Genomic DNA, 19197 nt, shown 5'->3' with positions numbered 1-19197 from the left:
ACAGGGAGGAACAACAATGATTAACAGACGCGAATTCATCCGGAATACGGCAGCCACCGGCTTGCTTGCCGGCACGTCGGGGCTGGCCATGCCGGCAATCGCCCAGAATGCGCCGATCAAGCTCGGCTATGTCAGCCCGCAATCCGGCCCGCTGGCCGCCTTTGCCGAGGCCGACAAATTCATCATCGACGGGTTTCTCGCCGCCACCAAGGCCGCCGGCCTCAACTACGAGGTCGTCGTCAAGGACAGCCAGTCCAACCCGAACCGGGCAGCGGAAGTCGCCAAGGAGCTGATCGTCACCGACAAGGTCAATCTGATGCTTGTCGCCTCGACGCCGGAGACCACCAACCCGGTCGCAACCACCTGCGAGGCGGAAGAGGTGCCGTGCCTGTCGACCGTAGCACCCTGGCAGCCCTGGTTCATCGGCCAGCAAGGCAATCCCGGCGACCCCTCCTCGTGGAAGCCGTTCAACTATGCCTACCATTTCTTCTGGGGGCTAGAAGACGTCATTGCCGTCTTCACCAACATGTGGGCACAGGTTGAGACCAACAAGAAGGTTGGCGGCCTGTTCCCCAATGACGGCGACGGCAATGCCTGGGGCGACGGCACGGTCGGCTTCCCGCCGGTATTGGCCAAGGGCGGCTACGGGCTGACCGACACCGGCCGCTACCAGAACCTGACCGACGACTTCTCGGCGCAGATCAACGCCTTCAAGGGCGCGTCGTGCGAAATCATCACCGGCGTGATGATCCCGCCCGATTTCACCACCTTCTGGAACCAGGCCAAGCAGCAGGGCTTCACACCGAAGGTCGCGTCGATCGGCAAGGCGCTGCTGTTCCCGCAATCGGTCGAGGCGCTCGGCAAGTCCGGCCACAATTTGTCGTCGGAAGTCTGGTGGACGCCCAACCACCCGTTCAAATCGTCGCTGACCGGCGAGAGCTCCGCGCAGGTGGCGGCGGGCTTCACCAAGGCCACCGGCCGCCAATGGACCCAGCCGATCGGCTTTGTCCATGCACTGTTCGAGATTGCCGTCGATGTGATGAAGCGGGCGGGCGAAGCCAGCGACGGCGACAAGGTGGCGGCGGCAATCGCCGCGACCAAGCTCGACACGCTGGTCGGCCCGATTGCCTGGGACGGCGCCAAATTGCCGCCCTTTGCCGCCAAGAACATCGCAAAGACGCCGCTGGTCGGCGGCCAGTGGCGGCTGAAGGACGGCGGTGGCTACGATCTTGTCATCACCGACAACAAGACCGCGCCCAACATCCCGACGGGCGGCAAGATGGAAGTCATCGGATGAGCGGCACCTCGCACCTTTCCTGCCTGCACCTTCTCCCCGTGAACGGGGAGAAGAGAGGCTAGCCATGCCCATCCTCGCCCTCGCCAATGTCTCGAAACGCTTCGGTGCCCTGACGGTCGCCGACGCGGTTTCGTTCGAGCTTGGCGAGGGCGAGGCGTTGGGCATCATCGGTCCGAACGGCGCCGGCAAGTCGACCCTATTCAACTTGATCACCGGCAACATAGCGGCCGACGCCGGCACCATCACCTTCGATGGCCGCGACGTGACAAGACTGCCGCCGATGCAACGGTGCTTTGCCGGCGTCGGCCGCTCCTTCCAGATCCCGCAGCCTTTCGAGAAGCTGACCGTGTTCGAGAACCTGCTGGTGGCTGGCGCCTTCGGGGCGCGCAAGTCCGAAGCCGAGGTGAGCGACCGCTGCGCCGAAATTCTGGTCGAGACCGGCCTGATCGATCGCGCCAACCATCCGGCTGGCGGCTTGAGCCTCTTGCAGCGCAAGCGGCTGGAACTTGCCCGCGCCCTGGCGACTGAACCAACACTGCTGCTGCTGGACGAGATCGCCGGTGGCCTGACCGAAGGCGAATGCGGCATGCTGGTCGACACCATCAGAGGCATCCACACAGGCGGCATGTCGATCATCTGGATCGAGCATGTGCTGCATGCTCTGAACTCGGTGGTCGAGCGACTGCTGGTGCTCAATTTCGGCAAGATCATCGGCATGGGCGTACCCGACACCGTCATGGCGTCGCGCGAGGTCCGCGAAATCTATCTCGGGATCGAAGTCTGATGGCGCTGCTCGAGACCAGAAACCTCATTGCGCGCTACGGCGATTTCCAGGCGCTGTTCGGCGTCGACATCGCGCTGGATCCGGGCGAGACGATTGCGATCATCGGCGCCAACGGCGCCGGCAAGACGACGCTGATGCGCTCGATTTCAGGCATATTGGCCAATCAACCAGACGCGGTGCTGTTCGACGGTGAGAAGATCGGCGCCCTGGCCGCGCCCGACATCGTGGCGCGCGGCATCGCCATGGTGCCGGAGGGACGAAAACTGTTTCCCTCGCTAAGCGTCGAAGAGAACCTTCTTATTGGCCGCTACGGCCGCGCGGTCGAAGGCCATTGGGGCCTCGACACCGTCTACGCGCTGTTCCCGATCCTTAAGGAGAGACGCACCAATCCCGGCACGGCGCTGTCCGGCGGCCAGCAGCAGATGGTGGCGATCGGCCGGGCGCTGATGTCCAACCCGCGCGTGCTTCTGTGCGACGAGATCAGCCTTGGCCTGGCGCCCGTCGTCATCAAGGATATCTACGCCGCCTTTCCGCGCATCCGCGAAGCAGGCGCTTCGATCGTCGTGGTTGAGCAGGATATCGGCCAGGCGCTGAAGGTCGCCGACCGCGTCTACTGCATGATGGAAGGGCGGATCACGCTCTCCGGTTCGCCCTCAGATCTGACGCGCGAGGCCATTCACGCTGCGTATTTCGGGGTAGCCTGACATGGCATGGCTCGACACCATCATTCAGGGCATTCTGCTCGGCGGTCTCTACGCTTTGTTCGCGGCGGGCCTCAGCCTCGTCTTCGGCATCATGCGGCTGGTCAATCTGGCGCATGGCGACCTCATCGTGCTTGCTGCCTTCCTGATCCTGGTGCTCGTCTCGGCCCTTGGCCTCAATCCGTTCCTGGCGGCACTGGTGGCGATGCCTGTGATGTTCGCGGTCGGCTGGGCGCTGCAGTTCTTCCTGCTCAACCAGACATTGGGCACTGACATTCTGCCGCCGCTGCTCGTCACCTTCGGCCTGTCGATCGTCATCCAGAACGGCCTGCTCGAAGGCTTTACCGCCGACAGCCGCCGCATCCCGGTCGGCGGGATGGACTCCGCATCCGTTGCGCTGGGGCCGATCAATGTCGGCGTCATGCCACTGTTGACCCTGGCCTCGGCAGTCGCGGTGATCGTCGGGCTGAACCAGCTCTTCTATCGCACCTCGCTCGGCCGCGCCTTCCGCGCCACCTCGGACGATCCGGTCACAGCAGGGCTGATGGGTATCCAGCCGAAGCGCATCTTCGCAACCGCCACCGGCATCGCCATGGTTGTGGTGACGATTGCTGCGCTCTATCTCGGTACGCGCGCCAATTTCGATCCGACCATCGGCCCAGCGCGGCTTATCTACGCCTTCGAGGCGGTTATCATCGGCGGCCTTGGCTCGCTGTGGGGCACGCTCGCCGGCGGCATCGTCATCGGCATCGCCCAAACCTTTGGCGCCGCGATCAACCCGGAATGGCAAATCCTCGCCGGGCATCTGGCCTTCCTCGTCGTGCTGCTGGTCCGGCCGCGCGGCCTGTTTCCGCGTGCGGTGGATTGAGCGCATGACCGACACCTCGCTAACACCCTGGAGAGTCGAAACGCAGACCAAAGCGTCAGCGATATCAGCCATCGTCGCCGCGCTGATCATCCTGCTCGCCTTTGCCGCACCGCTGTTCGCCTCGCGCAGCGTGATGCAAGACCTGTTCTTCATCCTGACCATGCTCGTGCTGGCACAGAACTGGAACCTGCTCGCCGGCTATGCCGGGCTGGTCTCGGTCGGACAGCAGGCCTTTGTCGGCTTTGGCGCTTACGCCATGTTTGCCCTGGTCATCCTCGCCGGGCTCGATCCGCTGATCGCGATCCTGCTCGCCGGCATCGCCAGCGCCTTGCTCGCCATCCCCACCGCCTTCTTCCTGTTTCGTTTGCAGGGTGCCTATTTCGCCATCGGCAGCTGGGTCATCGCCGAAGTGGTGCGGCTGGCGTTGGCGCAATGGAAGATGCTCGGCGGCGGCACCGGCACCTCGCTGCCCCGTGAAGCGACGCGCGACATGCCCGCACTGAAGTTTGTCGGCGAATTGTTCGGCGTCAAATCCTCCGGCGCCGGCGACATCCTGACCTACTGGCTGGCGCTGCTGCTCGCCATCGCCACGATCGGCCTGGTCTACCGCCTGCTGCGCTCGAAGCAGGGATTGGGGCTCGCAGCGGTGCGCGACAACCAGGAAGCCGCACGTTCGGTCGGTGTCGATGCCCGCCGCATGAAGACGCTGGTCTATCTGGCGGCGGCCTTCGGCACCGGTCTCTGTGGCGCGCTGATCTATGTGCAGAAGGCGCGCATTTCGCCCGACGCCGCCTTCTCCGTCGTCGACTGGACCGCCTATGTCATCTTCATCGTCGTCATCGGCGGCATCGGCACCATCGAAGGGCCGATCGTCGGCGTCATCGTCTTCTATCTTCTGCAAAACCTGCTGGCCGATTACGGCTCCTGGTATCTGCTGATCCTCGGACTGATCGGCATCGTCATCATGCTGTTTGCGCCGCGCGGCCTGTGGGGCCTGTTTGCCGAGCGCACCGGCATCCAGCTTTTTCCGGTTCGCCGCCGGCTGACCGGCGGGCCATTAATGTCAAGCAAAAACGGAGGGCCGCATGGCTGACATCACTACCGACGTGCTGACCATCGGCACCGGGCCCGCAGGCTCGGCCACCGCAGCTTTGCTTTCGACCTATGGCGTCGAGAACATGGTCATCAACCGCTATCGCTGGCTGGCCGCGACGCCGCGCGCCCACATCACCAACCAGCGCACCATGGAGGTGTTGCGCGACCTCGGCCAAGAGGTCGAGGCGGAAGCCTATATGCACGCCACCGAGCAGGATTTGATGGGCGAGAACGTGTTCTGCACCTCGCTCGCCGGCGAGGAGATCGGCCGCATGCGCAGTTGGGGCAAGCATCCGCTCTCCCGTGCCGAGCACCTTTTGTCATCGCCCTCGCACATGAACGATTTGCCGCAGACCTTCATGGAGCCGCTGCTGTTCAAGACCGCCTGTTCGCGCGGCACGCAATCGCGCATGTCGATGGAGTACCTGTCGCATGTGCAGGACGCGGACGGCGTCACCACGACTTGCCGCGATCGGCTGACCGGCAAGGATGTCACCATCCGCTCAAAGTATCTGGTCGGCGCCGACGGCGGCAATTCGCTGGTCGCCGAACATGCCGGCCTGCCTTTCGAAGGCAAGATGGGCGTCGGCGGCTCGATGAACATCCTGTTCAAGGCCGATCTGTCGAAATACGTCGCCCACCGCCCGTCGGTGCTCTACTGGGTGGTGCAGCCAGGCGCCGATGTCGGCGGCATCGGCATGGGCCTGGTGCGCATGATCCGGCCATGGAACGAATGGCTGATCGTCTGGGGCTATGACATCAACCAGCCGGCGCCCAAGGTCGACGACGCCTTCGCCAGGAAGGTCGCGCGTGACTTGGTCGGCGATCCCGAGCTGGAGATCGAGATCCAGTCGGTATCGACCTGGACCGTCAACAACATGTACGCCACGCAGACCTCCAAGGGCCGCGTCTTCTGCATGGGCGACGCCATCCATCGCCACCCGCCTTCGAACGGGCTGGGCTCCAACACCTCGATCCAGGACGGTTTCAACCTCGCCTGGAAGCTCGCTTATGTCATCAAGGGCAAGGCTGGCCCAAAACTGCTCGACTCCTATTCGCAGGAGCGTGCCCCGGTGGCCAAGCAGATCGTCACCCGTGCCAACAAGTCGATCGAGGAATTCGGCCCGATCTTCAAGGCGCTCGGCCTGCTCGATTCCATCGATCCGGTGAAGATGCAGTCCAACATGGATGCGCGCTGCGATGATACGGCGGCGGCCGAAGCGCAACGCGCCAAGATCCGCGAGACCATCGCTTCAAAGGTCTATGAATTCGATGCTCATGGCGTCGAGATGAACCAGCGCTATATCTCGAACGCCATCGTCACCGACGGCCAGAAGGAACCAGCCTTCGAGAAAGACGCCGAACTGCATTACCAGCCGACATCCTGGCCCGGCGCACGAGTGCCGCATGTCTGGGTCCATTCGGATCGGGGTGACAAGGTTTCCACGCTCGACCTGACTGGGCACGGCAAGTTCACCGTACTGACCGGCATTGGCGGCCAAGGCTGGCTCGACGCCGCCAAGACCGTCGGCAAGGAACTAGGCATCGACATCACGGGGCATCTGATTGGCCCGCGCCAGCCCTGGCAGGATTTCTCCGGCGACTGGGCGCGCGCCCGCGAAATCCGCGACAGCGGCGTTCTTCTGGTGCGGCCCGACCAGCACGTAGGCTGGCGAAAGGATGCGATCAGCGGCGATCCGACAGCGGACCTGCGCAAGGCCCTGGCGTCAATCCTGGACAGGTGAGAGATATGGAAGCGCACGAGAAAGGCTTCTTCACCGAGGCGAATTCTGTCGAGGTCGTCACCGGCCGCAACAAGAACGCCAGGGATGAGCGGCTGAAGGCGGTGATGGATGTCATCACCCGCAAACTGCATGAGGCGGTCAAGGAGATCGAGCCGACACAAGACGAGTGGTTCGAGGCGATCTTGTTTTTGACGAAAACCGGCCAGCTCTCCACCGAATGGCGGCAGGAATTCATCCTGCTGTCCGATGTGCTCGGCGTTTCGATGCTGGTCGACGCCATCAACAACCGCAAGCCTTCAGGCGCTTCGGAATCGACGGTGCTCGGACCCTTCCACCTCGCCGACGCGCCGGAGCTGCCGATGGGAGCCAACATCTGTCTCGACCAGAAGGGCGAGGACATGTTCATCCATGGCCGCATCCTCGACACCGACAGAAAGCCGATTGCCAACGCCGTCCTCGATGTCTGGCAGGCCAATGACGAGGGTTTCTACGATGTGCAGCAGAAGGGCATCCAGCCCGACTTCAACCTGCGCGGCGTCTTCCGCACTGGCACCGACGGCCGCTATTGGTTTCGCGCCGTGAAGCCGAAATTCTACCCGATCCCCGATGACGGCACGGTCGGCAAGCTGCTGCATGCGCTCGGCCGCCACCCCTACCGCCCGGCGCATCTGCACTACATCCTCAAGGCTGACGGCTTCGAGACGCTGACCACCCACATCTTCGATCCCGACGATCCCTACATCAATTCGGACGCGGTGTTCGGCGTGAAGGAGACCCTGCTCGCCGAATTCAGGCGCATCGACGATCCGGTCCGCGCCAAGGGTCTCGAATTCGCCAGCCCGTTCTGGGAGGTCGAGCACGATTTCGTGCTCGCGAGGGGATAGCGATCCCTTGCCACTGGGATAGCGTGGTCAACCAGTCGCGTCAGTCTCCCACGAGCCGATCTCTGCCATCCGCTTCAGCAGCGGCGCAGGCTTGAAGACCTCCTTGCCGGTCTGACGATGCCAGTGGTCGAGCCGGTCGATAATCCTGGCCGCCCCTTCAAGGCCAGCCCAGAACATCGGACCGCCCTTGCCGATCGGGAACCCGTAACCGTTGACCCAGACGACATCGATGTCGGACGCGCGGGCCGCGATCTTCTCTTCGAGGATTTTCGCGCCCTCGTTGACCAGCGGATAGAGCGTGCGCTCGATGATTTCCTCGGCCCCGATCTCCCTCGGTTTTATGCCCTTTTCCGCAGCCTTTTCGCGGATCAGCGTCTCGACCTCGGGATCAGGGACACCCGCGCGCGCACCGGCCTCGTAGAGATAGAACCCCCGACCGGTCTTCTGGCCGAATCGCCCCTGTTCGCACAGCGTATCGGCGATAGCGGCTGTCAGGCCGCGTGCCTTGCGGTTGCGCCAGCCAATGTCGAGACCGGCGAGATCGCCCATCTGGAACGGTCCCATCGGCCAGCCGAAATCCGTGAACGCCTTGTCGATCTGGCCGGGCGTCGCCCCCTCCAGCAGCAGCGCCTCGGATTCCGAGCCACGCGCCGCCAGCATGCGGTTGCCGACGAAGCCGTGGCAGACACCGACGACGACAGCCACCTTGCCGATCCTGCGCGCCATATCGACCACGGTCGCCAGCGCATCGGGCGCGGTCTTGTCGGCGCGCACGATCTCCAGCAGCTTCATGACATTGGCCGGTGAGAAGAAATGCAGGCCGAGCATGTCCTGCGGCCGCGAGATCGAGGCGGCGATTTCATTGATGTCGAGATAGGAGGTGTTGGTGGCGAGGATGGCGCCCGCCTTGGCTATCGCGTCGAGCTTGCCAAAGACTTCCTTCTTGACCGCCATGTCCTCGAACACCGCCTCGACGATCAGGTCGCAATCGGCGAGATCGGCATAGTCGGTGGAACCTTTGAACTGGGCGAGGCGCTGACGCTTGGCGTCTTCGCTCAACGAGCCACGCGAGACCGAAACAGCATAGTTCTTCTCGATCGTGCCCAGCCCGCGATCCAATACCTCCTGGCTCGTTTCCAGCAAAGTGACGGGATAGCCGCCATTGGCGAAGGCCATGGCGATGCCGCCGCCCATCGTGCCGGCGCCGATGACGCCGACGCGGCCAATCCTGCGCTTTACGATGCCCTTGGCCGGAATCTTAGCCGCCTCACGTTCGGCGAAGAACAGATGGCGCTGCGCCCGTGACTGGTCGCTGGCGACCAGTTTCACAAACAGCGCCCGCTCCGCCGCCAATGCTTCGTCGAAAGTCAGCGTGACGGCATTGCGTACCGCTTGCGCACAGGCGAGCGGCGCTTCCAGCCCGCGCGCCTTCCTGGCGAGATCCGCCGCCTCGGCGTCGAAGGCGCCGAGGTTTGTTTCCCCGGCATTGCGATCACGCACCGGCGTGAAAGGACCACCCTTGCGGGCGATTTCCCGGGCGAAGTTCACGGCATGCGTGGCCAGATCGCCTTCGAAGACGGCATCGACCAGACCGGCGGCATGCGCCTCGGTCGCGCCAATCGGCGTGCCTGAAACGATCATCTTCAGCGCCTTCACCGCACCGACGAGGCGCGGCAGCCGCACCGTGCCGCCGGCGCCCGGCAGCAGGCCGAGCTTAACTTCCGGCAGGCCGAGCTTGGCGCCGGCATCGGCAACGCGAAAATGGCAACCGAGCGCCAGCTCCAGACCGCCGCCGAGCGCGGTGCCGTGGATGGCGGCGACGGTCGGCTTGGTGATGCTCTCAAGCGTCACGATCAGGGCGCGCAGATCCGGCTGCTGCACCGGTTTGCCGAACTCGGTGATGTCGGCGCCGGCGATAAAGGTCCGTCCAGCACAAGCGATGATGATGGCCGCGACCGATGCATCATCGCGCAGCGAGACCAGCGCCTGCATCAGCGGCCCGCGGACATGAAAACTCAGCGCATTGACCGGCCGGTTGTCGATGGTGACGAGGGCGATATCGTCGTCGCGGCTGATCTTCACGAAATCGGACAAGTAAAACCTCCGGGCAATGGCAAGCGGCAAGGGCCGCGCGAACGGGATTTACAGCGCTTGCACGCGGATGGGAACCGGATGCCGACCTGGCACAATGATTAGCGCTGGCCGGCGGCCTCCGCCGCCAGCATCTCCGGCATCGTCATGTTGACGCACGCAATTTGGGGCCGGCTCACCGCGCCGCCTTCTCGCCACCCGCCGCCGTAATCACTCCCACAATGATCAGCCCCGTCAGCAACAGCCGCACCCCGGCACTGACGCCGAACGTGTTGAGCATGGTGAGCAGCAGCACCAGGAACAGCGCCGCGCCCCACACGCCCGGCACATTGGCCTTGCCGCCGGCGACCGACGTGCCGCCGATGACGACGACGGCGATCGAGGCCAGCAGATATTCATTGCCGATGTCGACATTGGCGCCACGGAAATAGCCGGCGAGCAGCGCCCCATCGATGCCACCGAGCGCGCCCGACAGCGTGTAGGTGAGGAGGCGGATGCGGCCGACATTGACGCCGGCCAGCCAGGCGGCGCGGATGTTCTGGCCGATCGCCAGCACCGAGCGGCCGTAGATCATGCGCTGCAGCGCGATGGCCGCGCCGACGGTGAACAGCACGGTGAGGATAGCCAGCACGGGAACGCCCAGAATTTGCCAGTTGGCGAAATCGGCAAAGCCCGGCGGCGGCTTGATCTGCAGCCCGCGCCCATAGCTGATGTCGATAGACTGGATGATGAAGCTCGCCGACAAAGTGGCGATGATCGGCGGAATGCGCAGCGCCCAGATCAGCAGGTAGTTGACTGCACCGATCGCGGCGCCGCAAGCGAGCGCGGCCAGCAACCCGACGATGATCATGGAATCGCTGCCGCCCATCACCTTCATGGCTACGGCACTGGCCAGGCCGATATTGGCCGGCAGCGACAGGTCGACATTGCCGGGGCCGAGCGTAATGACGAACATCTGGCCGACGCCGACAATGACGGTGAACACGGCGAGCGACAGCGCGGCCGTGACCATGCCGCCGGCGCCATAGCCGCCGGTGAAGATGATCGTCGCCAGCCACACGACAAGCGCTCCGATGAACGACCACACCCAGGGTTTGCCAGCCAGCGATTTCACCAAGATCATCGCTCACCTCTCCCTGCGGCTGATCAGCACCCGCGCCGCCAGCACGATGATCAGGATGGCGCCGTTGGCGGCCACCTGCCAGTCGGGCGGAATGTGCATGAAGGTCAGCAGCGGCGAGGCTGCCAGCGCCAAGGTCAGCGCACCGATCACCGCGCCGATCGGCGACACCCGGCCGCCAACGAATTCGCCGCCACCGAGGATGACGCCGGCGATCGCCAGCAGTGTGTAGCCATTGCCGATATTGGCATCGGCCGAGGTGGTGATGCCGATCAGCGCCATGCCGGACAGCACGCCGAACAGGCCGGCCAGCGCAAACAGCACGATCTTGGTCTTGAGCAGCGACCAGCCGGCACGCTTGAGCGCTGCCGGATTGCCGCCGGAACCACGCAGGATGACGCCATAGGAGGTGCGCATCAGGCCGAAATGGACAATGAGCCCGATCAGCAGGGCGGCAATGATCGGGAACGGCACGAAGGGCGGCTTGAACGACATGATCGCCAGCAGCCAGTCCGGCGCCTTGCCGCCCGGCTTGGGCAAAACAAGGATGGCCAGCCCCTGCCAGACGAAGCTCATGCCGAGCGTCACTACGATCGACGGCAGATTGCGCAGATGGATCAACGCGCCAAGCAGCGCATAGATGCCGATAGAACCGAGCAGGATCAGGACGCCGAGCAGCGGCGCATCCTTCAGCCAGGTCGCGGTGACACAGCCGACGAAACCGACAAAGGTGCCGATCGACAGGTCGAGTTCATTGCCCGCGATGACGAACATCTGCGCGATCGTCGCCAGCGCGATGGGGATCGCCAGATTCAGCATCAGGCTGAAGCCGAAATAGCTGATGGCGCGCGGGTTGAGCCAGGCGATCGCGATCAAGACAATCGCCAGCGACAGCGCCGGCAACAGGCCGCGCAGCAGGCGCGCACGCGCCAGCGCGCCACGCTCGGAAGAACTTTTGCTGGTGTCGACGCTTGCCACCGTCATCTCAGGCCGCATCGCCGAACGAGGACTGAATGATCTTCTCTTCGGTCAGCTCGTCGCGGCGCAGATTGGCAACGATGCGCCCGTTCTTGAAGACATAGATGTGGTCGCAATTGTCGAGCTCTTCGGTTTCCGTGGTGTACCAGAGGAAGGTGCGGCCATTGCGCGCCTCTTCGCGCACGAGGTCATAGACCTCGAGCTTGGTGCCGATGTCGACGCCGCGCATCGGATCGTCCATCAGCACGATTTCCGCATCCGAGCCAAGCGCACGGGCAAACAGCGCTTTCTGCTGGTTGCCGCCCGACAGCGAGAAGATGTTGTTGTTCATGTCGGGAGTGCGGATGCCGATCTTCTTCTGCCAGAATTGGGCAAGCTCGGCCTCGCGCTGCGGCGATATCAGCAGGCCGTTGCGCAACCGCGCCAGCGAGCGGATGCCGATGTTTTCGGCGATCGACCACTGCGGAAAAATGCCGTCCGACTGGCGGTCGCCAGCCACCAGCGCCACCGGCGCGGTCACCTCGATGCCGGCCTTGGCGCGCGATGCGGCGTCGAAAATCGCCAGCAGCAGGTCCGTCTGGCCATGCCCGGCCAGCCCTGCCAGGCCGATGATCTCGCCGGCATGGGCGACAAGTTCGGAACCATCCTTCTGCAGAGCGGGTCGCGCGCGAACCCGCAATGGGCTGGCTGCCGGCTTGGTGGCAGCAATTTCGGCCGCGATCTTCTGGCGTGCCTCCGCACCGCCCATTGCCGCCACCAGGCGGTCTCGGTCGAAGGCATTTGCGGCGTCAGCCACAACCACCTTGCCGTCGCGCATAACCACGATACGGTCGGCATTCCTCAGCACTTCGCCCAGCACATGCGAGATCAGGATGCAGCTTTTGCCACCGGCAACGAAACGGCGCACGAAAGCCAGCAACTGGCCTGATGTATGCGCGTCGAGCGACGATGTCGGCTCGTCGAGGATGACGAGGTCGAGCCGGTCCTGCGTCACCGTGAAGGCGCGCGCCACCTCGACCATCTGGCGCCGCCCGATCGACAGGTCGCCAACAATGTCCCAGGCCGAGATGCCGTGGTCCGGGAAGATCTCATCCAGCTTGGCCGTGATCAGCGCGGCTGCCTTGCGTCGCCAGCCGAAGCCGGTGAGCGACGCATGGTTGATGCGCGTGTTCTCGGCGATGCTGAGGTTGGGACACAGCGACAGTTCCTGGAACACGCAACGTATGCCGAGCTTTTGCGCCCGCGACACCGAATAGTTGTCCTCGACGCCGCCATGCACGCCGATCTTGCCGCTGTCGGGCGTGAGCGTGCCCGCCACCATGTGCATCAGCGTCGATTTGCCGGCGCCATTGTGGCCGACCAGGCCGACGCACTCGCCGGGCCCGACATGGAAATCCACCCCGCCAAGCGCGCGAACGGCGCCGAAATGTTTTTCGGCGCCGTTCAGTCTGATGATGTCAGCGTTCCCTTCAGGCATACTCAACGATATCCGCGCGATGGTACGAAGGGCAACGCTGCCGTGACGCTCACTTGATGTTGGCTTTGATGGCCGCGAGGGCGTCTTCCTGCGTGTATTCGTGGGTGGCAACGCCGCCTTCCTTGATCTTCGGCAGCGCTGCCTCGAAATCATCCTGGGTGAAGGCCAGATACGGCACCAGCAGATCGTGCGGGATGTCCTTGCGGCCATCGAGCACCTGCTGCGCCACCCAGAAGGCGAGCGACGACACGCCGGGCGCGATCGAAGCCGACCAGGTCTTGTAGCCGTCCTTGTCCTTCTGTTCCTTCCACCATTTCAGCTCGTCCTGGCGGTTGCCCATGATGATGGTCGGGCGCGGCTTGCCGGCGGCGGCGAAGGCTTGCGCCGCGCCATAACCGTCACCGCCCTGGTCGACGATGCCGACGACATCGGGCAGCGAGGGCAGGATGGTGGCGACAGCCTTCTGCGCCGTCGTCTGGTCCCAGTCGCCGGTCACCGAGCCGACGATCTTGAATTCGGGATGGGCAGCGACGCCTTCGAGGATGCCGGCATGGATGGCATCGTCGATCGAGGTACCGGCCAGTCCGCGGATTTCCAGCAGATTGCCGCCCTTCGGCTGGAACTTGGCCATCTGCTCGACTTCCTGCTTGCCCATATCCTTGAAGTCGACGACGACGCGGTAGGCGCAGGGCTCGGTGACGGTGCCGTCGAAGGAGACGACGGTGATGCCGGCATCGCAGGCCTGCTTGATGGCGCCGTTGAGCGCATCCGGCGAAGCGGCGTTGATGACGATGGCGTCATAGCCTTGCAGAATCAGGTTCTGCACCTGGGCTGCCTGCGTCGGCACTTCCTTGTCTGCGGTGGTGAAGATATCGGCCGCGCCGACGATCTTGTCGTCGACCGCCTTCTTGGTGACGATGCCATAGCTGTCGAGCATCGCCTGCCGCCACGAATTGCCGGCGTAATTGTTGGAGAACGCGATCTTCTTGCCACTGGTGTCGGCAAATGCCGTGCCCGATGCGAGCATCGCGGCAAGGGTACCCAAGACGAACAGTTTCTTCATGTCATACTCCTCCCAAGAGTTGGTGGTCGTGCTGATTGGTTGACGAAATCGTGCCTGTCTTCCTGTTTTTTATCTATTGTCAGACAAATGCAGATGGGCCGCAAACTGTCAACTGCAATCAGCGAAGGCCTGCCGATCAACTTGCGGTGCAATGATTGAAATGGCTTCGCTGGATGGGTAAGGCATGCACAAAGGAGGCCAAACAAACATGGCAGTGACGCCGATCGTTCCCCCGGGCGCCCCGGGAATTCCGGCGCGCTGGACGTCGAGCGCCAAGAGTGGCGTCGGCACTTCGCTTTCACCGACAGGCCAGATCTGGTTCACGATCAGCCACGGCATCCTCAACGAAGTCTACTATCCGCGCGTCGACAGCGCCTGCACGCGCGACCTCGGCCTGATCGTCACCGGGCCTGACGGCTATTTCTCGGAAGAGAAGCGCGATGCCGTCCACACGATCGAGCCGTTCGAGGCCGGTGTGCCTGCTTACAGGCTGGTCAACACGGCCGGCGACGGCACCTACCGGATCGAAAAACGCATCCTTGCCGACCCAGCGCGGCCCGCGCTGCTGCAGGAAATCACCTTCACGGCGCTTAAAGGTGTGCCCAACGACTATCGCGTCTACGCGCTGCTGGCGCCGCATCTGGTCAATGCCGGCATGGGCAACACCGCCTGGGTCGGCGACCACAAGGGAAAGCCCGTACTGTTCGCTTCGGGACGCGGCTCTTGCCTGGCGCTGGTATCGTCGCTGCCCTGGCGGGACTGTTCAGCCGGCTATGCCGGCTTCTCCGATGGCTGGCAGCAACTCGATAATACCGGCAAGCTCGATACGGCCTGCCAGCGCGCCGAGGACGGCAATGTCGCGCTGACCGGCGAGATCGGCTTTTCGGCGACCAAGACAAAAGCGGTGCTGTCGCTGGGTTTTGGCGCAACGCCGGAGGAAGCGGCCGAAAATGCCTTCGCCAGCCTGAAGCGAGGTTTTGAGCCGGCAGCGAAAGCCTACGTCAGGAACTGGCGCAAATGGCAGGCCGGGCTGTTGCCTTTGGACCGGCACGCGGCGTCCGGGATCAACTTCTATCGCGTCTCGACCGCGGTTCTGGCGACGCACCGGTCCATCGCCATACCGGGCGCGGCAGTCGCCAGCCTGTCCATTCCCTGGGGCTTCAACAAGGGCGACGACGACCTTGGCGGTTATCATCTGGTCTGGCCGCGCGATCTGGTCGAGACGGCGGGCGGCTTTCTTGCCGCCGGCGATGCCGCCTCGGCGCTGCAGATCCTTGAATATCTGCGCTCCATCCAACAGCCGGACGGACACTGGCCCCAGAATGCCTGGCTCGATGGGTCGGCCTATTGGCCGGGCATCCAGATGGATGAATGCGCCTTTCCACTGCTGCTGGCGGATGCCTTGCATCGCGCTGGCGCCTTGCCGCGCGCCAAGCTGGCGTCATTCCTGCAGATGATCAAGACCGCTGCCTCCTATGTCGTGCGCAACGGACCCGTCACCGGCGAGGATCGCTGGGAAGAGGATGCCGGCTTCAGCCCGTTCACGCTCGCCGTCGAGATCGCGGCACTGCTTGCCGCCGCCGACCTGCTCGACGCCTGCGGCAAGCCTGATGAAGCAAACTATCTGCGCGAGACCGCTGATGGCTGGAACGACCAGGTCGAGCGTTGGACCTATGTCACCGGCACGGCAATCTGCGAGGCGTCAGGCGTCGAGGGCTATTATGTCCGCATCGCCCCGCCCGACAGCGCCGAAGCCGGCTCGCCGAAAGACGGCTTTGTCCCCATCAAGAACCGGCCGCCCGGCGACACCGACCAACCCGCCGGGGAAATCGTCAGCCCGGACGCGCTGGCGCTGGTCCGCTTCGGCCTGCGGGCAGAAGACGACGCGCGCATCCTCAACACGGTCAAGGTCATCGACGACCGGCTGCGCTGCAAATTGCCGCAAGGAACGCTCTGGTATCGCTACAATGGCGATGGCTATGGCGAGCACCAGGACGGCTCGCCGTTCGACGGCACCGGCCAGGGCCGGCCTTGGCCGCTGATGGCCGGGGAACGCGCGCACTACGAACTGGCTGCGGGCCGCAAAGACGAGGCTGCCGCCCTGCTCGATGCACTGGAGGGCTCCGCCGAGCCCGGCGGCCTGTTGCCGGAGCAGGTCTGGGACGTCGCCGACCTGCCGGAACGCGAATTGCTGCTTGGTCGCCCCTCGGGCAGCGCCATGCCGCTGGTCTGGGCACACTCGGAGCATATCAAGCTGCTGCGCTCGCTGCGCGACGGCGCTGTCTTCGACATGCCGCCGCAAGGCGTCAAGCGCTACATCGAGGACAAGACCGTGTCGCCGTTCAGGGCATGGCGGTTCAACAACAAGATCCGCTTGCTGCCGGAAGGCAAGACGCTGCGCGTCGAGCTGCTGGCGCCGGCGATTGTTCGCTGGAGCGCGGATAGCTGGGCGACCGCCATCAACGCCCAGACAGAAGAGAACGCTTTCGGCATCCATCTTGCCGATCTGCCGACCGCCAGCCTCCGCAAGGGAAACACGCTGATCTTCACTTTTTTCTGGCTCGCAACCGGCGATTGGGAGAATGTCGACTTCTCCGTCATATCAGGCGATCAGGACAGCCAGTAAATCCTTCCTCGACAAACCAGCAAATCTCCAGGAAACAGGGACGAAACCATGCAGATCGGAATGATGGGACTGGGCCGGATGGGCGCCAACATGGTCCGCCGCCTGATGCGCGACGGCCACGAATGCGTCGTCTATGACATCAACCCCGCCAGTGTCGCCGCCCTGGTGAGCGACGGTGCCCTGGGCGCGGCATCCCTGACGGAATTCGTCGGCAAGCTCGCCAAGCCGCGTTGCGTCTGGCTGATGCTGCCGGCTGCCATCACCGGCAAGATTGCCGACCAGGTCGCGGCCCTGATGGAACCAGGCGACATCATCATCGATGGTGGCAATTCCTACTATCACGACGCCGTCGATCAGGCCGCGGAGCTCGCGGCCAAGGGCCTGCACTATGTCGATGTCGGCACCAGCGGCGGTGTCTGGGGCCTGGAGCGCGGCTACTGCCTGATGATCGGGGGCCCCGACGAGGCGGTCAAACATCTCGACCCGATTTTCGCGACGCTGGCACCCGGCGCCGATGCCGGAGCACCCACCCCCGACAAGGCCGCCGGCACGGCGCCCTTCGGCTACCTGCATTGCGGACCAAGCGGCGCCGGCCACTTCGTCAAGATGGTGCACAACGGCATCGAATACGGCGTCATGGCCGCCTATGCCGAAGGCATGAACATCCTGAAGTCGGCCAACGCCGGCAAGCGGCAACGCACGGCCGACGCCGAGACCAGCCCGCTGGAAAACCCGCAATATTACCAGTTCGACGTCGACCTTCCCCAGGTGGCCGAGGTTTGGCGGCATGGCAGCGTGATCGGCTCCTGGTTGCTCGATCTCACCGCCGGCGCGCTGAAGAGCGACCCGGGCCTGGCGAATTTCGGCGGCCGGGTCTCGGATTCCGGCGAAGGACGCTGGACGCTGAAGGCTGCGATCGACACCGGCGTGCCCGCGCCGGTGCTGTCCTCGGCGCTGTTCGACCGCTTCTCCTCGCAAGGCGAATCCGAATTCGCCGACAAGCTCCTGTCCGCCATGCGCTATGCCTTTGGCGGCCATGTCGAGAAGCCGAAGGATGGCAAATGAAGGCGACAGGGGAGACGCGCGCATGAGCCAGGAACGGTCCGACACGCTGGTGCTCTTCGGAGCCACCGGCGACCTTGCCCACAAGAAGATATTTCCAGCGCTTTACCAAATGGTGGCCAAAGGCACGCTCACCGAGCCGGTGATCGGCGTCGCCTTCGAGGCCTGGGAGCTGAAGCAGTTGCAGGACCGTGCCCGCGACGGCATAGTCAACGCGCTGGGCGCTATCGACGAGACGGTCTTCGCCAAGCTGGCATCGCTGATGCGCTATGTCAGCGGTGACTATCGCGATGGGGCCACGTTCGAAAAGCTGAAGACCGCGCTCGGCAGCGCCCAGCGGCCGCTGCACTACATGGCGGTGCCGCCGACCATGTTCGAGACGGTCGTGCAAGGGTTGGAGCAATCGGGCACCGCGCATGGCGCGCGGCTGATGGTCGAAAAGCCGTTCGGCCACGATCTGCAGTCGGCGCGCTGGCTGAACCGGGTGCTGCATCTGGTATTCGACGAACAGTCGATCTTCCGCATCGACCATTATCTCGGCAAGGAAGCGATCCAGAACCTGCTCTATTTCCGCTTCGCCAATTCGTTCCTGGAGCCGATCTGGAACCGCAATTACGTCGAGAGCGTGCAGATCACCATGGCCGAGGATTTCGGCGTCGAGGGGCGCGGTAAATTCTATGACGATGTCGGCGCCATCCGCGACGTCATCGAGAACCACCTACTCAACATCCTGCTGCTGCTGGCCATGGAGCCGCCGGTCGGCCGCTCCGCCGACGACCTGATCGACGAGAAGGTGCAAGTGCTCAGGGCCATCCGCACTTTGACCAAGGACGATGTTGTGCGCGGCCAGTTCACCGGCTATCTCGCAGAACCGGGTGTGAGGCCGAACTCGCCGGTCGAGACCTTCGCGGCGGTGCGCTTTTTCGTCGACACCTGGCGCTGGCAGGACGTGCCGTTCTTCATCCGCGCCGGCAAGAACATGCCGGTGCATGTCACCGAGGTGGTGGTGCGGCTGAAGCGGCCGCCGCTCGATGTCTTTGATCCGATCAAGCCCGCCGACCAGAATTACGTGCGCTTCCGCATCGACCCGCAAGTGATGATCGCCATCGGCGCGCAGCGCAAGGCGCCGGGCGACGACATGGTCGGCGAGCAGGTGGAACTCACCGCACTCGACGACTCAAAGAGCGACATGCCGCCTTACGAAAGGCTGATCGGCGATGCCATGAACGGCAATGGCCAGCTCTTCACCCGCCAGGACGCGGCTGAACTTGCGTGGCGCATCGTCGGCCCGGTGCTCGGCAACACCACGCCGCCGGATCTCTACGAGCCGAAAACGTGGGGACCGGCGGACGCCATGGCCGGCTTCGGGCCGCCCAATGGCTGGATCGACCCGGTGGCATGAACGG

At 64.0% G+C, this 19197-nt stretch carries 15 protein-coding genes; 10 read left to right on the top strand and 5 right to left on the bottom strand.

What is annotated here, in order from left to right; genetic code table 11:
- Positions 1 to 16 precede the first annotated feature (16 nt).
- The 7 genes from A3A9_RS0114785 (at position 17) to A3A9_RS0114755 (ending at position 7374) form a co-directional block, all read left to right on the top strand.
- On the top strand, positions 17 to 1297 hold the full coding sequence (locus tag A3A9_RS0114785; RefSeq protein ID WP_027059473.1) for an ABC transporter substrate-binding protein: 1281 nt from the start codon (positions 17 to 19) through the stop codon (positions 1295 to 1297).
- A 64-nt stretch (positions 1298 to 1361) separates the two neighbouring features.
- On the top strand, positions 1362 to 2081 hold the full coding sequence (locus A3A9_RS0114780; RefSeq protein ID WP_027059472.1) for an ABC transporter ATP-binding protein: 720 nt from the start codon (positions 1362 to 1364) through the stop codon (positions 2079 to 2081).
- Complete coding sequence (locus A3A9_RS0114775) at positions 2081 to 2785, top strand: ABC transporter ATP-binding protein (RefSeq protein WP_027059471.1); 705 nt, start codon at positions 2081 to 2083, stop codon at positions 2783 to 2785. The genes A3A9_RS0114780 and A3A9_RS0114775 overlap by 1 nt, the downstream gene beginning before the upstream one ends.
- Position 2786: 1 nt before the next feature.
- Positions 2787 to 3650 carry a branched-chain amino acid ABC transporter permease gene (locus tag A3A9_RS0114770; protein WP_027059470.1) on the top strand — a complete coding sequence of 288 codons (864 nt, stop codon included), beginning with the start codon at positions 2787 to 2789 and terminating at the stop codon, positions 3648 to 3650.
- Between the two features lie 4 nt (positions 3651 to 3654).
- On the top strand, positions 3655 to 4743 hold the full coding sequence (locus A3A9_RS0114765; protein ID WP_027059469.1) for a branched-chain amino acid ABC transporter permease: 1089 nt from the start codon (positions 3655 to 3657) through the stop codon (positions 4741 to 4743).
- Positions 4736 to 6490, top strand: a complete 1755-nt coding sequence (locus A3A9_RS0114760) for an FAD-dependent oxidoreductase (protein WP_027059468.1) — start codon at positions 4736 to 4738, stop codon at positions 6488 to 6490. The genes A3A9_RS0114765 and A3A9_RS0114760 overlap by 8 nt, the downstream gene beginning before the upstream one ends.
- Before the next feature lie 5 nt (positions 6491 to 6495).
- Positions 6496 to 7374 carry an intradiol ring-cleavage dioxygenase gene (locus tag A3A9_RS0114755; protein WP_027059467.1) on the top strand — a complete coding sequence of 293 codons (879 nt, stop codon included), beginning with the start codon at positions 6496 to 6498 and terminating at the stop codon, positions 7372 to 7374.
- A gap of 27 nt (positions 7375 to 7401) precedes the next feature.
- Here the strand turns inward: A3A9_RS0114755 and A3A9_RS0114750 are convergent, their stop codons facing one another.
- The 5 genes from A3A9_RS0114750 to A3A9_RS0114730 form a co-directional block, all read right to left on the bottom strand.
- Positions 7402 to 9468: a 3-hydroxyacyl-CoA dehydrogenase NAD-binding domain-containing protein gene (locus tag A3A9_RS0114750; protein WP_027059466.1), complete on the bottom strand. Its 2067-nt coding sequence runs from the start codon at positions 9466 to 9468 to the stop codon at positions 7402 to 7404.
- Between the two features lie 172 nt (positions 9469 to 9640).
- Positions 9641 to 10588, bottom strand: coding sequence for an ABC transporter permease (locus A3A9_RS0114745; protein ID WP_027059465.1), 948 nt, complete (start codon positions 10586 to 10588; stop codon positions 9641 to 9643).
- 3 nt (positions 10589 to 10591) lie between these two features.
- A complete protein-coding gene (locus A3A9_RS0114740; RefSeq protein WP_027059464.1) occupies positions 10592 to 11569 on the bottom strand; it encodes an ABC transporter permease in 978 nt (325 codons plus the stop codon).
- Between the two features lies 1 nt (position 11570).
- On the bottom strand, positions 11571 to 13040 hold the full coding sequence (locus A3A9_RS0114735; RefSeq protein WP_027059463.1) for a sugar ABC transporter ATP-binding protein: 1470 nt from the start codon (positions 13038 to 13040) through the stop codon (positions 11571 to 11573).
- A 49-nt stretch (positions 13041 to 13089) separates the two neighbouring features.
- Positions 13090 to 14103 (bottom strand): ABC transporter substrate-binding protein, encoded by a 1014-nt coding sequence (locus A3A9_RS0114730; protein WP_027031843.1) that lies wholly within the window; start codon positions 14101 to 14103, stop codon positions 13090 to 13092.
- Positions 14104 to 14311: 208 nt separating this feature from the next.
- On the opposite strand from A3A9_RS0114730, the gene A3A9_RS0114725 reads away from it, so the two are divergent.
- The 3 genes from A3A9_RS0114725 to zwf are packed head-to-tail and all read left to right on the top strand — an operon-like array spanning position 14312 to position 19193.
- Complete coding sequence (locus tag A3A9_RS0114725; RefSeq protein WP_027059462.1) at positions 14312 to 16729, top strand: glucan 1,4-alpha-glucosidase; 2418 nt, start codon at positions 14312 to 14314, stop codon at positions 16727 to 16729.
- A 48-nt stretch (positions 16730 to 16777) separates the two neighbouring features.
- Positions 16778 to 17794 carry a phosphogluconate dehydrogenase (NAD(+)-dependent, decarboxylating) gene (gene gnd / locus A3A9_RS0114720; RefSeq protein ID WP_027059461.1) on the top strand — a complete coding sequence of 339 codons (1017 nt, stop codon included), beginning with the start codon at positions 16778 to 16780 and terminating at the stop codon, positions 17792 to 17794.
- 22 nt (positions 17795 to 17816) lie between these two features.
- The gene (zwf, locus tag A3A9_RS0114715; protein WP_027059460.1) at positions 17817 to 19193 is read left to right on the top strand and encodes a glucose-6-phosphate dehydrogenase; all 1377 of its coding nucleotides are present in this window, start codon (positions 17817 to 17819) and stop codon (positions 19191 to 19193) included.
- Positions 19194 to 19197 lie beyond the last annotated feature (4 nt).

Source organism: Mesorhizobium loti CJ3sym (assembly GCF_000472785.1).
Taxonomy (GTDB): Bacteria; Pseudomonadota; Alphaproteobacteria; order Rhizobiales; family Rhizobiaceae; genus Mesorhizobium; species Mesorhizobium loti_E.
This window is presented reverse-complemented; position numbering and strand designations above follow the sequence as displayed.

Coding starts and splice junctions, on each gene's coding strand:
- A3A9_RS0114770 (WP_027059470.1), top strand. CDS start 2,787: ATGGCATGGCTCGACACCATCATTCAGGGCATTCTGCTCGGCGGTCTC.
- zwf (WP_027059460.1), top strand. CDS start 17,817: ATGAGCCAGGAACGGTCCGACACGCTGGTGCTCTTCGGAGCCACCGGC.
- A3A9_RS0114735 (WP_027059463.1), bottom strand. CDS start 13,040: ATGCCTGAAGGGAACGCTGACATCATCAGACTGAACGGCGCCGAAAAA.
- A3A9_RS0114730 (WP_027031843.1), bottom strand. CDS start 14,103: ATGAAGAAACTGTTCGTCTTGGGTACCCTTGCCGCGATGCTCGCATCG.
- A3A9_RS0114775 (WP_027059471.1), top strand. CDS start 2,081: ATGGCGCTGCTCGAGACCAGAAACCTCATTGCGCGCTACGGCGATTTC.
- A3A9_RS0114785 (WP_027059473.1), top strand. CDS start 17: ATGATTAACAGACGCGAATTCATCCGGAATACGGCAGCCACCGGCTTG.
- A3A9_RS0114765 (WP_027059469.1), top strand. CDS start 3,655: ATGACCGACACCTCGCTAACACCCTGGAGAGTCGAAACGCAGACCAAA.
- A3A9_RS0114780 (WP_027059472.1), top strand. CDS start 1,362: ATGCCCATCCTCGCCCTCGCCAATGTCTCGAAACGCTTCGGTGCCCTG.
- A3A9_RS0114725 (WP_027059462.1), top strand. CDS start 14,312: ATGGCAGTGACGCCGATCGTTCCCCCGGGCGCCCCGGGAATTCCGGCG.
- A3A9_RS0114745 (WP_027059465.1), bottom strand. CDS start 10,588: ATGATCTTGGTGAAATCGCTGGCTGGCAAACCCTGGGTGTGGTCGTTC.
- A3A9_RS0114740 (WP_027059464.1), bottom strand. CDS start 11,569: ATGACGGTGGCAAGCGTCGACACCAGCAAAAGTTCTTCCGAGCGTGGC.
- A3A9_RS0114760 (WP_027059468.1), top strand. CDS start 4,736: ATGGCTGACATCACTACCGACGTGCTGACCATCGGCACCGGGCCCGCA.
- gnd (WP_027059461.1), top strand. CDS start 16,778: ATGCAGATCGGAATGATGGGACTGGGCCGGATGGGCGCCAACATGGTC.
- A3A9_RS0114755 (WP_027059467.1), top strand. CDS start 6,496: ATGGAAGCGCACGAGAAAGGCTTCTTCACCGAGGCGAATTCTGTCGAG.